The 15,342-nt window shown below is 70.6% G+C and carries 6 protein-coding genes; 2 read left to right on the forward strand and 4 right to left on the reverse strand.

The window, feature by feature from the left end; translation table 11 throughout:
• The first annotated feature begins 33 nt into the window (after window positions 1–33).
• Window positions 34–546, forward strand: coding sequence for a dihydrofolate reductase (locus ASC76_RS20250; RefSeq protein ID WP_056470572.1), 513 nt, complete (start codon window positions 34–36; stop codon window positions 544–546).
• A gap of 3 nt (window positions 547–549) precedes the next feature.
• On the opposite strand, the gene ASC76_RS20255 is transcribed toward ASC76_RS20250, so the two are convergent.
• The 4 genes from ASC76_RS20255 to ASC76_RS20270 are packed head-to-tail and all read right to left on the reverse strand — an operon-like array spanning window position 550 to window position 14,554.
• Window positions 550–2,514, reverse strand: coding sequence for a hypothetical protein (locus ASC76_RS20255; protein ID WP_056470575.1), 1,965 nt, complete (start codon window positions 2,512–2,514; stop codon window positions 550–552).
• A 31-nt stretch (window positions 2,515–2,545) separates the two neighbouring features.
• Window positions 2,546–7,513: a hypothetical protein gene (locus tag ASC76_RS20260; RefSeq protein WP_056470578.1), complete on the reverse strand. Its 4,968-nt coding sequence runs from the start codon at window positions 7,511–7,513 to the stop codon at window positions 2,546–2,548.
• Between the two features lie 29 nt (window positions 7,514–7,542).
• Entirely contained in the window at window positions 7,543–11,205 is a 3,663-nt protein-coding gene (locus tag ASC76_RS20265; protein WP_056470581.1) for a hypothetical protein, read from the reverse strand.
• 25 nt (window positions 11,206–11,230) lie between these two features.
• Window positions 11,231–14,554 (reverse strand): DUF6603 domain-containing protein, encoded by a 3,324-nt coding sequence (locus ASC76_RS20270; protein ID WP_157615883.1) that lies wholly within the window; start codon window positions 14,552–14,554, stop codon window positions 11,231–11,233.
• 208 nt (window positions 14,555–14,762) lie between these two features.
• Here ASC76_RS20270 and ASC76_RS20275 point away from each other — a divergent pair, with 208 nt between their 5' ends.
• The gene (locus tag ASC76_RS20275) at window positions 14,763–15,338 is read left to right on the forward strand and encodes a DUF4337 domain-containing protein (protein ID WP_056470587.1); all 576 of its coding nucleotides are present in this window, start codon (window positions 14,763–14,765) and stop codon (window positions 15,336–15,338) included.
• Window positions 15,339–15,342 lie beyond the last annotated feature (4 nt).

Below are 15,342 nucleotides of genomic sequence, written 5' to 3' on the forward strand. Positions count from 1 at the left end.
AAGTACGCCGCCGCGCTGCGACACAATGGCGCCATGCCCGACCGCCCTGCCCTCAGCCTGATCGCCGCCGTCCCCCGCAATGGGGCGATCGGCAAGGACAATGCGCTGATCTGGCGCGAGCCCGAGGACCTGAAGAACTTCCGCCGCGTCACGATGGGCTCGCCGGTGATCATGGGCCGCAAGACCTGGGACTCGCTGCCGGAGCGCTTTCGGCCGCTGCCGGGGCGGCGCAACCTCGTGGTCACGCGCAATCCGACCTGGCATGCCGAGGGCGCCGAAGCGGTCCGGTCGATCGACGCGGCGCTGGCGTTGCTCGCCGGGACCGCGAAGGCCTTCGTCATCGGCGGCGCCCAGCTCTACGCACTCGCCCTGCCGCGGGCCGAAGAGCTTGTGCTCACGGAGATCGACGCGGAACTCGATGGCGACGTGTTCTTCCCGCCGTGGGACCGCGCGCACTTCACCTGCACCGCCCGAGATCCGCGCGACGGCTACAGCTTCGTCACGTACCGCCGCTTGCCTGCTGGCGCCGGGCCGGCCGACATCTGACGTTCATTTGACGACGTCGAACTTCAGCCCGCTCGCGCCTTCGCCGCGGCCGGTCGTCTTGCTGCGACCGATCCAAAGCAAGGCGCGGCCCGACGCATCACGCGCGTAGTTGAATGCGCGCTTGAGCTCGATCCCCTCGCGCGGCACTTCTTCCTCTTCGAGGCGCAGGAAGTCGGTCGTTGTCAGCGACGCGGGGTCGCCCGGCGTCAGGCGCAGGATCTCGCCGCGCGGGTGGAACATGAAGCCCTGCAGCTTGTTGTCGTCCGGCCCGCTCACCGGCTTGGGCTCGACGAACGGCAGGTTGCGCAGCCGCTCGATGAAGGCCTTGTAGTCGACGTTGCGCGGCTCGTCCATCGGCCCCGGCGTGACCTGGTAGAACTGCGTGACGACCCCGCGCTGCAGCTGGATCGACCAGTTCAACGCACTCGCGTGCTCGCGCTTGACCGGCAGGAACGGGATCCAGTGCGCCGCCACCGGCGTCTGCAGCGTGTAGCTCAGCGGCGCGCCGCCCTCGGCGACGACCGCGCCGCTCGGCAGCGCCAGGCGCTGCGTGGTCGACAGGCGGCCGCTCTCGAAGCCGCGGTCCAGCGCGTCGCCCGAGGTGCCCTGCACGCGCTTCTCGATCGCCCAGGCGATGTTGGCCATCTCGTCGCGCATCATCAGCACGTGTTCGAGCGGCGGACCCTCCTGCGTCTCGAGCGCGGGGCACAGATAGAGCGAGCCGTCGAGCCGCGTGCGCGTGCCGTTGGCGGCGGGGGCACTGCTCATGCCGTACAGCGTCCATGGCGTGCCGTCCGGGTTGCGCGCAGGCGGAATCGGCACCGTGATGCCGAAGTTGTCGGTCACGCTGAACTCGGCGACGCGGTAGACCGCGTTGGTCGGCAAGGTCATCGGCAGCACGAACCAGTCGTTGCCGAACACGAGCGCGTACTCCATCACCGCGAGCCGCGCCAGGTCGCTCTTGGCGGCGCCGAGGCGGCCGAAGTTGACCTGCCCGTCCTCGAACTCCCAGTAGCGATCGGCCGGCATGCCGGGGTAGCGCGCGATCGTCGGCATCGGCGGGCGCTCCGGCTTCCACTCGGTGGCGCCCTGGGCCATCGGCGGGATGCCGGCAGCGGGGGCGCGCGCCGTGAAGGTGTGCCAGTCGAGCAGGCCGTCGGTGTATTCGTCGGCGTCGAGACGCACCTCCGGCACCACCCCGTCGGAGCGCAGGCCGAACGCGTATTCGAGCCGCTGCGGGTTCCAGTAGGCGCTCGCGCCCGCGGTGTCCCTGTCGACGACCAGGTCGTCGAGCCAGGCCATCCAGGCGGTCAGCACGGCGCGCACCGCGGCCGGCGCGGCGATGCCCAGTCCCGCCACGACCGCCTCGATGCCGGCGTCGTTGCCGGCGAGCGGGCGCAGCGTGCGCGCCAGGCCGTCGGCATCGATCGCGCGGCCGCCGAGCAGGCGGTGCCAGACGAAGCCGGCGTTGTCGGCGACCGGATCGGCCGGGTCGGCGATGGCCGCGGTGAACGCCGCGCGCAGCGGTTCGACGGCGCCGCCCTGCCCGGCCGCGCGCAACATGCGCATCAGGTGCTGGCCGGCTTGGGCGTTGAGCTTGGCGTGGACAGGCAGCACGCGCTCGGCCTCGACGATGGCCTCCAGCGGTGGCGTGGCGCCGCCGAATGCGCGGTCGGGCACTGCGCCGCCGGCGTGCACGAGGCGCGAGATCGGCGCGCCCCGTACGCGCATCGCCGCGCCGATCGGGCTGCCGGCGTCTTCGCCCTGGAACTCGCTGAACTGCCACTGGCGCGCCAGCATCCACAGCGGGTCGGCGAGCGGCGCCTGCAGACCGAGCGTGGTGTCGTCGCTGGTGGGCATCGGGTCGAGGCGCGACCAGGTGGTCGCCGACGGGTCGGGCTGGAGGATCGCCACGTTCAGCGCCGCCACGTTGGCGGCTTTCATCGAGACACGGAACGGTGCGCTCATGGTCGTGTTGCTCCTGGTTCGCGGGGCAGGTTCATTCGCTGACGACGTTGGTGCCGGCCGCCATCGTCATGAAGCTCTTCGCGGTGTTCTGGTCGTAAGCCGCGCGCAGCGCCGCGAGGTTCTTCGAGACCAGCACACCGAAGTCGACCGAGGGCACGTCCTGCTTGAAGTTGTTCGACAGGAACAGGCCCGGAAGCAACAGGCCGAGCCCTTTCAGGTCGGCCGGCCGCACCGCGCGCACCCGCGAAAGCGCGAGCGCCTCGTCGACGACGCCGAGCAGCGCGTCGAGGGTCCAGTTCTGCAGGTCCTTGTCGTGCGGCACCGCGAGCAGCATGCTCTGTGGCGCGCGTGCGCCGGGTGCGTCGAAGTGGAAGCCCAGGCCGGTGGTCTCCTTCGGCGCCGGGATGGCCTCCATCCACTCGTCGACGTAGAGACCGGCGAAGGTGTCCGCAGCGCCGAGCGTGGTGAGCGCGTCCGGCGCGTGCGCGACGACCGCGACCACGCCGCGCAGGTCGTCCTTCGGGTCGGGCGGCAACGCGCCCCAGTGCTTCACCTGGACACCAGGTTGCGCCGAGGTCTGCAGCAGCTTGAAGTCGCCGCCCTGCTGCGGCAGGCCCATCGCCTCGGCAGCGGTCAGCGCGTCGCTGAGCAGGCCGGCGGTCTCGTGCACGCAGCCGAGCTTGGGCAGCCAGCCGGCGATCGCCAGATCGTCGCCGCGCAGCAGCGTCGCGCGCGCCGCGAGCGAGGTCGCCGACTCGGCCGCGAAGCCGCCGAGGTCGAAGGTCGGCAGCACCGGAAACGATTCACCCATCACGGCCTTGATGCGTGCGATCGCCTTGCGCACCTGCTCGCCGAAACGCTGCGTTGCCTCGGGTGCGGGTGCGGCTGCACGGCGTCCCCGCACTTCGGCGAGCAGCGCGGCGGCGCGGTCGTGCGCCGCGATCAACGTGTCGCCACCCGCCACCTGCGCGCCGCCGTCCGCGACCGGCTGGCTGGCCAGCGCGCTGCGCCAGCCGAGCGCGTCGGCCTGCGCGAGCGCGGCCTGCAACTGCGCCAGCAAGGCTCGGTTGGCGGGCGCAGCCGGGTCGGGCACCACGGGGGACTCGGGTGGATCGGGCTCGGGCGGGATCACCGCGGCGGCCGCCGCCACGGCGCCCTGCAGCGCCTGCTCGACCGCGTCGGCGTGCGCGTCGGCGGTGGTCATGCGCGCGATCAATTCGGCGACCTGCACGCCGGCGAACTCGCCGTGATTCAGCGTCGCGTCGGTCTCGACGCCGTCGCGCGCCTGCACCATGTCCATGCGGCGCAGCGGCCGGGTCTTGTCGAGCAGGCGCTTCAGCAGCCACGCGAACGACTCGAACTCGACCAAACCGACGCTGCCGGCCGGTGCCCCCGCCGGCGCGTCGGGCTGCATCACGATCGCCATCTGGTCGGCGGCGGCGCCGAACGCCGCGCGCGCCTTGGCGTTCAACAGGGTCGCGAGCCGCTCCTGCACCGCGCTCTGCCCGCCGGCGCGTTGCGCCTCGCTGCCGAGCACCAGCGCGAGCGGCGACAGGCCGAGTTCGGTGAGCGAGGCCTCGAGCGGGTTGCCGGTGTCGTCCCAGCGGAACTGCGCTCGGCCGTCGTAGACCGTGCCGGTGTCGACCTTGCGTAGCACGCGGGCGTGGAAGCGGTAGCGCGCCGGCGCGCCGAGCAGCCGTGCCAGCCAGGCGTTGAGCCGCGGTTCGAGCTGCGCGGCCAGGTCGTTCATCGGCGCCCACGCGCCGGCGTCACCGCCTTGCATCGCGACGACCACGCGCTGCGTGTAGCCGCGGGTCGAGTGCGGTGTGTCGATCACGTGCATCTCGGGCGGGCGGGTCTGCTTGTCGAGCGTGGCCATTGCCGCGCCCGCGGCCTCGAGATTGCCGCCGACGATCTGGTGCACGCTCTCGGCCACCAGCAGGTCGGAGACCGAATCCATCAGGTCGATCAGGTCGTCGATCCAAGGCTTGACCTTGGCGCGGTCGGCGCCGGGCACGAGCGCCGGGGAGACCGCGTCGATGCTGCGGCCATTGCTCTGGTACTCGCCGACCAGGCGCACGCCGTCGATCACGTCGCGCGCCGAGATCTTCTCGCCTTGCGCGTCGTCCGGGCCGGTGGGCTTGAGCGGATAGCGCAAGCGGTAGTCGAGGATGTGCTGCGACAAACCGTGGTCGCGCAGCGAACGCTCGAAGCGGTAGCCGAGCAGCGCCGCCATCGACTGGCCGTTCGAGAGGCCTTCGAGCAGCCGCTTCGCGCGCTTGACGCGGGCCGAGCTGAGGTCGAGGTCGAACGCGCCGCCGGCGGCTTCGCGGTTCGCGAGGTGGCCGCTGCGCAGGATGGCCGCGGTCGTCGCCTGCTGGATCGACGGCGCGTGGACGTAGCCCAGGCTGTCGGCGCTGCGCTGGTCGGGCAGGCGCGAATCCGGCTTCAGGTTCTCGACGACGCCCCAGGCGCCGATGTGCAGGCCGCGCGGCGTGGCCTCGCGCATCTGGTCGAGGCGCTTGGTCGCGAGCGAGGTGATCCAGGCATCGAGCCGGTACGCGGCGACGTCGAGCGTGCCGCGCAATGCGAGGTCGAGTTCGCCCGCCTTGCGTGCCTGCAGGAACTCAAGGCTCTCGTTGAAGGTCGCGATATTGCGCAGGTGCTCCGGGCCGTTGCGCACCGCCTCGACCAGCCGCGTGCCGATGTAGGCCTCGACGCTCTGGTTGCCGGTCGTGCCGATCAGTTGCAGGCCGAGCAGCGCACCGGCGTGGCCGATCTCGATCTGGTCGCCGACCAGCGTGGTCCTGTCGACCGAGATCAGCTCCGAGTAGCCCATCCGGCGTGCTGCGAGCTTGGCGGTGGCGCTGACCAGCGGCGACTTGTCGAGGTGGCCGTAGAACAGCTGGCGGCCGCTGTGCAGCACCTCCTCGTCGGCCGCGAAGCCGAGCATCGCCTCCAGCAGCGACTCGCCGTTCTGCATCGCCTTCAGCGGCTGGCGCAGCGTGGGATTCGGCGTGCGCAGCAGCGCGAGCAGGCTGGCGACGAAGTTGCGCGCCAGGGCGGCGTCGGCCGGCAGCTCCTGCTTCGGGTTGGCCGGGTCGCGCTGGACCCACGGCACCGCGTTCAGCGACGACGGTTTGGGCCGCACCGCGCAGCCGCTGATGAACGGCGATTTCATGCCCCAGGGCTGGCGCTCGAGCAGGTCCGCGACCATGAACTGGATCAGCATGCGCTGGCCGAACGCGAGGTCCTTGATGTCCGGGTAGTTCTCGATCGCCGCCGGGCCGACGACCTGCCAGAACTGCTTGGCGACCGACCACGGCTGCATCGCGAGCACCTGGTGCAGCTGGTGCGCGGCCGGCACGCTCAGCGTCGGCACGAGTTGGGCGGCGCTCTCCCAGTAGCCGCGGAACCAGCCGATCGCCTCGAGCAGCTCGGTCTCGAGCGCGGAACGCGGCTCGGCCTTGAAGCCGCGCGCGGTGATCGGCAGGATGCCGTAGGGCTGGTTGCCCACGCGCAGCGCCGCGAGCGGGCCGTTCGGGCGCAGGTAGCGCACCGCGTGCGCGCGCAGGGTGTCGATCGCGCTGTCGGTCAGCAGCGTCTGGTTCGGGTCGAGCGGGTTCCAGAAGTAGCGCAACGTGTAGCCGAGCGTCGCGTTCCACAGCGCATTGATCATGTGGCCGGCCGTGGCGCCCTCCTGCAGGTCGGCGCCGGGGATCAGCGTGGCGTCGAAGGTGCCGATTCCTTGCGCGGGCGGCAGGCCGAGCAGCAGTTGCAGTCGCGCGCCGGCACCAGCGAGTTCGTCGACCACCACCGGGCCGGGGCCGGCGGCCGCGGCCACGCCGCCGATCGCCTCGGCCTGCGCGTCGGCGACGGTCGGGTCGAGTGCGGCCGCCACGTCGCCGCCGTTCGCCGCGAAGCCGGCGCGCACGCTGCCGGTGTTGTTGGTCGGCGTGGCCTGCGCGACGAACTTCAGGCCCTCGGCGTGCTGGTGGTTGTTCAGCAGGTCGGCGACCAGCGCCGCGCCCGACTCGGGTGTCTGCGTCCAGTCGACGCCGAGGACGACGAGCCGGTCCAGGCCCTGCGCGAGCGTGGTGCCCCGGCGCAGGTCGCGGGCCGTGACCGTGATCGCCATGCCGGCCGCGACGGCAGCCGGGTAGTCGACGAGCCAGGCGCGGTCGTCGGCGAACGGGTTCCACTGGGCAGGGTCGTCGACCAGCAGCGGATCGAACAGCGGGGACATCGGCAGCAGGTCGGCGACCGGCGCGCCCCACTTGCGCAGCACCTCGACGCCGCCGCGAAAGCCGACCGCGACGAAGCGCTCCGGCAGCACCGCGGCCACGACTTCGCGCGCATCGGGCGAGGCCATCGGCACGGCCGCCAGATCGAAGTCGGGCGCGGCCGCGTTGCCGATCTGGCCGACGTTGGCGGGCGTCAGCATGCGCACGAGGTAGGCGGCACGCATCGGGCCGTAGGGGATCGCGATCTCCTGCCAGGCCGAGCTGCTGTCCTGCGGGCTCGCGAAGCGTTGCGTCCAGTAGCGCTGGGCGGCTTCGACCTCGGCCGGCGTCAACCCCGGCTCGTGCTGGAACGCATGCAGCGGATCGGGGTAGATGCGGATCATCAGCTGCGTGGTCGCGTCGTCGTAGCGGGTCTGGATCGCGACCGGCATCAGCAGCACCGGGTGCTGGGTGTCGAGCGCCTCGACCATCAGCGCCGGGTCGCGCGCCGCACGCAAGCCTTCGGAGATCTCGACGATGCCGCGCAGTTGCGCCTTGGTGCCGTCGATCTGTTCACGCGACTTGGCGGCCAGGGATGCGACGCGCTGCCTGGCGCGTTGCTGCGTGCGCTCGCTCGCGCCGTCGCGCTGCAGCAGCGCGAGTTCGCGCTCGGCCTGCTGCAGCGCGGCGCGCGCGGCGCGTTGCGTGTCGCGCGCGGCGGCGAATTGCGCGCGGGCCTTGGTGATGGCTTGTCGGTTCAGGTCGAGCAGGGGCATGGTGTCTCCTCGGGGATGCGCGGACGTCCTCAGGTCTTGAGGTCCGGGCCCTCCCAATACGCGCGGAACGGCTCCTGCAGCAGCGCCTTCGCGATCTCGGCTGCGGTCGGCGTGGCGGTCAGCGTCGGGAACGACGCGAACGGCGCGTTCGGCACGCCGGTGAGTGCCGCCACCGTCGTGAACTGGCCGGCGGCCACACCCACGTGGCTCCACGACAGCGCCTTGTACGGGTTGTAGCCGCGCGCCTTGATCGCCTTGAACTCCGGCGTGGCGGCATTGCCCATCGCGTACTGCTGCAGCGCCACACGCATCGCCGGACGCCGCTGCATGCCGATCACCGCGCTGCCGACGCCACCGCCGCCGCCCGCCGGTGCGGCAGGCGGCTCGTCGACATCGAAGCCGAAGCGCGGCTCGGTCATGTGCTCCTCGATCACGAAGCACCAGTCGTCGATCGCCTCCTTGTCGATGTCGAAGCCGAAGAAGGTGATGTCCGGCGCGATCGTGCCGGTGAATACGGGCGTCTGGATCGCCGCGGCGTTCGGCGGCAGGCCTTGCGCGTTCTTCACGAGCTTGCTGGCATCGGGCGGCACGTTCTTCAGCCGCTTCCAGGCGTAGACCGCGGTGTTCGGGTAGCGCCGCAGCAACTGGCCCTTGACCAGCAGCGCGATGCGGTTCGGGTCCTTCAGGTTCTCGTCGACGCGCTGGCCGAGCGGCTGCTGGCCCCACTCGTGGATCGGCTCCATGTCGTCGAGAGGCTCCTGCGTACCGTCGGCGCGCGAACGCACGCGACCCCAGAAGCGCTGGAACGGCGTGCCGCGCAGGTCGGTCGGGAAGCCGCGCCACAGCAGCTCGCGGTTCATTTCGGCATTCGCACCGACCATGAAGCTGTCGATGAAGAACTGGTTCACCTGCACGGCCATGATCAGGTCGGGCGGCAGGTTGCCGATGCCGGGCATGAAGGCCTCCTGGTTCATCTCGGCGAGGTCCTTGTAGAGCGGCGCGCGCAGGTGCGGCCAGGCCATCACGCGGTCGAACAGCGCGGGCACCATGAAGCGCAGCTTGTTCGAGCCCGGGCCGTTCATCAGGTAGCGGCCGACGAACGCGCTGACCGTGCCCGGCTCGGTGCCGGCGAGCTGCACCTGCGAGACCAGGCGCGCGGCGAGCGTCAGGTCGGGCCGGGTGCGCGCGCGCACGATCTGCGCAGCAGCGGCGAGCGGAAAGTCGACCGTGTGAACCGCGACGCGCATCGTGTCGAACGGATCGAGCCACTGCTTCTGCAACTGTTGTGTCGCCTTCGAGAAGCGATTCAGCACGTCGCGGGTGCGCAGCGCCGGCGGCAGCGTGATGCTGGTGACGTTGCGCTGCGCCGGCGCATCGCCGACCCGTGTGAACTCCAGCCCTTCGGTCAGCTTGAAGCCGGAGACGACGTTGCCAGCTTGCAGGTCGAACGCATTGGCCGGCAGGCTCGAGAACAACCCGACGTTGCCGAACTGGCGAACGTCGACGAGGTTGACCTGAGCCAGCGGGATGCCGGCGATGCGCGCGATCTCGCCCGCGCGCGGACGCTCGACGACGCCGCGCGGCGTCAGGCGCGCGAGCGGCTTGTCCAGGCGCAGCGCGCCGCTGCGCTTGTCCAGCTGCATCGCGCTGATCTGCAGTTGACCGCCAGTCAATTGCGCCTCGACCAGGAAGCCTTCGACGCCGCGCCGGCTGGCCGACTCGACCTGCAACGCGACGGCGCCGAAGTCGGCCGCCTTCAGCGTTTGGGTCTGCGCCGCGAGCGCCGCGAAGCGGCCGACGTGCAGGTCGGTGAACACGCCGCCGTGCTGCGCCGGCCGGATGCGCATCTGCGGCATGCCGTGCCGCGCGACGCTCACCTGCGCGGCGCTCGCCGCCGCCATCACGGCCTTCACCTGCGCCACGCCGACCTTGCCGCGCATGCCGCGGCCGCTGAGGTCCACCTCGGTCTGGCCATCGAGCTGGAGGCCGTCGAAAAAGGTGGTGCCAAGGATGCCGTCGGGCACGTACGCGTTGACGCTGAACGCCGCGCCCTTCGTCGTGGCCGCGGCCATCTGCGTCATGTAGCCGCGACCCACGTCCTGCAGCCGCGTGACGGTGCCCCCGCGCAACGCCGCCGCGCGCAGGCCACGGCGCAGCGGGCTGGCACCGCGCCGCAGCGCGCCGTCGACCATCGCCGCGGGCATGCTGGAGCGATCGACCTGGCCGCCGAGCGAGGCGATCACGCCGTTCACCTTGAAAGCCGGCTGCCCGGCCGCGTCCAGCGCCTCGATCCGCGGCAGCGCCGGCCCCATCACCTGCAGCAGCCGCTCGGGCGGCAACGGGTCGAAGTGCTTGGCCTTCAGTGCGCGCTGCGCCTCGATCGCCAGGCGGGTCAGGTTGAACTTGAGCTCGGCGTCGCGGATCGTGCCGATCTGGTCCCAGCAGGCGTCGACATAGGCCTCCTGGTTCTTGCGCACGACTTCGGCACCGTGTCCGGCCGCGCCGCGGTAGCGCGGGTTCAGGTTCAGCCCGGCGAGCCACAGGCCGGGCTCGTCGGCGCGGGTCACGCTGTGCTTCTTGGCGTGCCAGTTGCCCCACAGCGGCGGCTTGACCTCGATGCGCCGCACTGTGCCGTCGGGTTCGTCGACGACCGGGTTGTCGACCTGGCTCGCCGGCGTGTTGACGATCGCCATCAGGCTGTCGGCATGCGTGCCGATGGCGGGCGCGCCGGGCGTGTAGCTCAGCGGCACCAGCGCGCCTTCCATCTTGGTGGAGACGCCCGCCGGGTTGATCAGTGGATCGACCGCCATCGGCGCGGTACCGATGTTGGCGAGCAGGCTCTGCATCGCCGCGTCGTTCTTCCACTTCTTCGGCGTGCGCAGGCGGCGCGCGAGCGACTCGAAATCACCGGCATCGCTGGTCGAGAACTCCCAGTGGTAGTAGACCGGCAGCGTCACGTCGGCCACGACGGCGGTGTTCCAGGCCGGCGCGAGCGTCTGCATCGCCGCGCCGCTGCCGTCGCCGGCCAAGCCGAGCCCGCGCAGCCGTCCCGGCTCGAAGGCCGGCACCACGCAGGCGACGTAGTCGGTGCGCGGCGAGAGCCGGCGCGGACACACCAGCCGCGAGACATTGCTGCGCGGGTCGCCCTGCAGTTCGGCCTGGATGCCGGCGACGTTGTCGGACGCCGAATCGCTGACGACCTGTGCATGCGCCCACGACCATGATTCGCCAAGCGGCGGCAACTCGGTCTCGACCAGCGCCGCCGGCACGCGGATCTGCGGCAGCGGCGCCTGCCCCTTCATCTTCGGCACGCCGCACTTCGCGACCTCGAGCACCACCAGCACCAGCCACGGCCGCAGCCGATCGGTGGCGGTCGCGCTGGCCGGCGTCAGCATCCAGGGGAAATCGGGCGGGTCGAAGTCGACGATCGCCAAGTAGTTGGGCTCGAAGTTGGTCGCGTTGCGGCGCGGGTCGGTGCGCACGACCAGCGCGGTGTCGATCGCGACCACGTCGCCGGGGCCGTAGAGCTGCATGGCGATCGGCGGGATCGCCTCGCCTGCGAACGCGCCGGCGAGCTTGACGCCGACCTGCGCGGTCGCGTGCGCGGGCAGCGCGCCCATGGTGTCGACATTGCCGAGCGCGACGGTCAGGCCGCGCCGCACCCACGGCAGGAACTGGTACGAGGTGGGCATCTGGCAGGCTCCTGATCTGAACGGCTTAGAACACCGACTCGAACGCTTCGACCACCTGCGCCGCGCCGCCCATGGCGGCGGCCGCGTCGGCGGCGTGCCAGTAGGAGTGGCCGGCCGTGCCGGCGAGCGCGGTGGCGGCCATCGTGCCGGTCGAGGTGTCCAGCACCTGCATCGGCACCGGGTTGATGACGATGCGCACGTCGTCCTCGGGGCGCAGTTGGTCCTTGCGGCGCAGCGGCGTGCGCGCTGCGGCGCCGTTGTCGAGCGCCCAGTGGCGGTGCTGCGCGAGCGTCAGGCCGGCGCCGGCGAGCACGCTGCCGCTCTTCTCGATCGAGAGGTTCACTTCCTCGTAATCGAACAGCTCGCCTTCGGCATGGCCGAACAGGTAGTCGCGCTGGCCGACCTGCAGACCGCTGTTGAAGCGGTCGAACGAGGGCTTGCCGAGCAGGTCGTCCTCATTCATGTCGAGGAACTGCGCGGCCGGGAAGCTGTCCTGCAGCACCTTGTCGGCGGCCTTCTCGCTTGCGCCGAACACGAGCGAGCCGATGCCGATGGTGCGCTCGCCGTCGATCTTGTCGGAGCCGAGCTTGTCGAGCTGCTTGTCGAGCGGCATGCGCTTCTGCACGAACTGCAGCACCGCGTTCGGATGCGCGAGCAGCGGTGCGGGCTGGCCTTCGGGCGGCGCCGGCAGCTTGGCGAAGCTGGCGAAGGAATCGCCGGCCTGCGCGAGCTGCGCCGACCAGTTGCCCATCGTCGCGATCTCCTGCTTCAGCTCGCCGAGCAGTGCGATCCGGCGGACGACGGTTTCCTTGTCCTCGCCCCAGGTCTCGTCGACATGGAAGCTGAAGTCGGGCAGCGGCCACGGCGTGTGCACCTTGGCGCGGCCGACGATGTGCCAGCGGCCCGGGCCGCTGAGCATGCCGTAGATGTCGACGCTCGCGAAGTCAATGCCGAACACCTCGATGCCGGCGAAGACGTGGATGTCGGTCTCGAAGCGGAACGTCGGCACCAGGTAGATGATCGCGTTGAACTCGAAGCCGCCCTCGAAGCTCGCGACGCCGACGTCGCCCCACACCCGCATCGACGAACCGCCCTGCACCGTCGCCGAGGTCACCGCGAAGTAGCCACGGAATTGCATGCCGACGATGCCGATCGACAGGTCGGCGCCGACCCGCTGGAACGGGCTCGGCACGTCGGGCGGGATGTCGGTGAACTTCGGGTGGAAGCCGCCGGCGCTGATCAGGAAGCTCGGCCGGTCGCCGAACACGGCGCGGAACGCGAACTGCCCGCTGAGCGAGATCATCAGTACGCGCGAGTCGCGCAGCACGCCGTCCAGGCCGATCTGGAACGGGTCGAAGACCACGTAGCCGGCGAAGTCGATCTGCAGGTACAAGAGCGCCAGGTCCTTGTCGACCAGCGGCGGCAATTGCACGATCACCTGGCCGACCAGGATCAGCTGCGAGGGCTCGATCAGCACGCCGACGCGCGCGGTCACCAGGCTCGGCGTGCCCCAGCCGAGTTCGAGCATCGGCCCGATCACGAAGCCGCCGGCCTTGAACGGGAACAGCACGCGCAGCTGGCTGATGATCTGCGGCGCGTTGGCGATCGGGTTCTGCGGGAACAGGAAGTTGTCGAGCGAGCCGGTCGCCAGGCCCGCCGTCAGCGCCTCGCGGTTCACCGTGTGCTGGATGCCGAGCAGACCGCCCAGGCCGGTGAGCGTGAAGCCGAAGCCGAGCTGGATCGGCGGCAACTGCGCGACGATGATCAGCAGCAGCGACCACCCACCCGGGTTCTTGGTCGACAGCAGGCCGATCGCCTTGACGCCGATCTGCATGATCTTGACGTCGATGATGCCGCCATACTCGCCGCGGTCGGGGTCGAACAGCAGGAAGCCGCCGCCCTTCACGACCCCGGCGTCGATCGACATGCCCGCGCCCGATGGCGGCTTCAGCCCCCAGGCGGCGTCGGCGATGCCCTGCGTCAGGTTCTTCAGGTTCAGCTTGGTGCCGAGCCGGTCGATCGAGCCGGCGAACGGGCCGATCTGCACCTGGAACGACCCGGAGAGCTCGACCTCGATCTTGTTCAGCCCCTCGGCCTTCTTGAGCTCGAAGGTGAGGAACGGGATCTGGACCGGCGAGTTGGGGATTTTCTCGAGCGGGATCGTGGCCTTCAGGCCCGTGCCGTCCTTCAGGCGCAGACCGCCGGCGATGTCGGCGATCAGGCCGAAGGTCAGCGCCACCTCGATCTCGTCACCGATGACGGCGCCGAGGAACGGATCGTCGCCGACCTTGAGCACGAGCTTGCTGTCCTTCAGATCGAACTCGACCTGCGGCGCGAGGTTCTTCAGCACGATGGCGCCGCTGAGCTCGCCGATCGAGAAGTGCGTGCCGTCGGCCTTCCCCAGGATCAGCGGCGTGGCGGTGCTCTTGCGGCCGAAGCGGAGCCCCAAGTCGATCTCGCCGTCGAAGCGCGGTGCGGGGATGCTCGCCGGCAGCGGGTTCAGCGCGGGCAGGTCGAAGGCCATCGTCAGCGCGCTGCCGGCGGTGAACGCGAGCTTGAAGTCGTCGCCGACGCCTTGGTCCGCTTCGAGCGAGCTGTTCAGCTTGGCGTAGAGCACGGCCGGGTTTGGCGCCGCCGGGCCGTCGTAGCCGAAGGTCAGTTCGAGCTTCTTGCCGGCCGAACGCACGAGCTCGAAGGTCTTGGTCTTGCTGCCCGCCGGCAGCGTGATCGGCGCCCGGCTCGCCGGCAGGCCGCGCGGCGCCGCCGGGTCGTTGCCGAACGCGCGGTCGATGATCGTGCCGATCGCCATGATCGCGAGACCGACGATCGCCTGCGGCTCGGCCACGCTCGCGTCCGACGCGTGACCCGCCGGATCCTCGCCCTTCATGATGTAGACGAGGCGGCGCGCGGGCAGCGGGCCGTCGGGCTCATCGGCATCGCCCGAGACGATCAACAGCAGCTTGGCGATCGAATAGGCCGACGGCGGCTTGCCGGGATCGGCGCCGATGATGCGTTCGATCTGTCGCACCACGGCGACGAGATCGTTCAGGTCGACGTTGCCGTTGCCGAGGTTGGCGAGCACCGCGCCGAGCGTTCGCAGCGCGGCGAGCGTTTCGCCGGTGACGAGCGTCGCCACTGCGAGCGACTCGGCCGCGGCGTGCGCCACCGCGAAAGCGCTCGGGTCGATCTGCGCGGCCGTCTTGTCGAGTTCGAGGCCGAGGCGGGTCTTCAGCGCATCGCGCAGCGGATCGGCCAGTGCCGCCACCGGGATCTGACCGTGCAGATGCTCGACCGACACCTGGAACCACTTGAACGCTCTCAAAAATACCGTGTCAGCCGTGCCCGCCATGGTGTCCTCCGCTGGAGTCACCGCAATGTAGTGACGGGGTTTCGGAGAGTCACCCCCTAGCACCCGTGGATTCCAACGAGTGGTTACAACAGAATCGCGCGCCGAAGTCGGAACGCGCCAGCGCGCGCCTCCGTGAGGCGTGGCTGGCCTCGCCACTAAACTCGCGCACCGGCGACAACGCCATCGACAAGAACACGGGGAGATCGATATGTCAGGAGGCGGATTTCATGTGCACGGCCCGCACGACCACGAACTCGAGCACGCCGCGCACGCGGACCCCGGCGGCCTGGCGGGTCAGCTCGCCGTAGCGACCGCGGTGATCGCGACGGTCGGGGCGCTGTTCGCCTACATGGGCGGCGCCACTCAGGCGAACGCGGGGCTCTACAAGAACGACGCGGCGATCAAGAAGACCGAGGCCGCGAACCAGTGGGCCTTCTACCAGGCCAAGAGCAGCAAGCAGAACCTGGCCGAGATCGCGCTCGACCTGGCGCCCGAGCCGCGCAAGGCGTTCTACCTGGCGGAGGCCAAGCGCTACAAGGGCGAGAAGGACGAGATCATGGTCGCGGCCAAGAAGCTCGAGGACGAATCGAAGGCGTGGGAGAAGAAGAGCGACGAGCAACTTCACCAGCATCACCGCTGGGCCCAGGCGACCACGGCGCTGCAGATCGCGATCGCGATGGCGGCGATCGCGCTGTTGACGCGGCGCAAGTGGCTCGAGTACGGCGTGTTCGGCCTGAGCGCGGTCGGCGTCGCGCTCGGCGCGCTGGCATGGCTGCACATCTGACCGC

The sequence above is a fragment of the Rhizobacter sp. Root404 genome (assembly GCF_001425865.1).
Classification (GTDB): domain Bacteria; phylum Pseudomonadota; class Gammaproteobacteria; order Burkholderiales; family Burkholderiaceae_C; genus LMDS01.

What these genes read in the sequence shown, in the direction of transcription:
- ASC76_RS20250 (WP_056470572.1), top strand. Translation starts at nt 34, where the DNA reads ATGCCCGACCGCCCTGCCCTCAGCCTGATCGCCGCCGTCCCCCGCAAT.
- ASC76_RS20255 (WP_056470575.1), bottom strand. Translation starts at nt 2,514, where the DNA reads ATGAGCGCACCGTTCCGTGTCTCGATGAAAGCCGCCAACGTGGCGGCG.
- ASC76_RS20275 (WP_056470587.1), top strand. Translation starts at nt 14,763, where the DNA reads ATGTCAGGAGGCGGATTTCATGTGCACGGCCCGCACGACCACGAACTC.
- ASC76_RS20260 (WP_056470578.1), bottom strand. Translation starts at nt 7,513, where the DNA reads ATGCCCCTGCTCGACCTGAACCGACAAGCCATCACCAAGGCCCGCGCG.
- ASC76_RS20270 (WP_157615883.1), bottom strand. Translation starts at nt 14,554, where the DNA reads ATGGCGGGCACGGCTGACACGGTATTTTTGAGAGCGTTCAAGTGGTTC.
- ASC76_RS20265 (WP_056470581.1), bottom strand. Translation starts at nt 11,205, where the DNA reads ATGCCCACCTCGTACCAGTTCCTGCCGTGGGTGCGGCGCGGCCTGACC.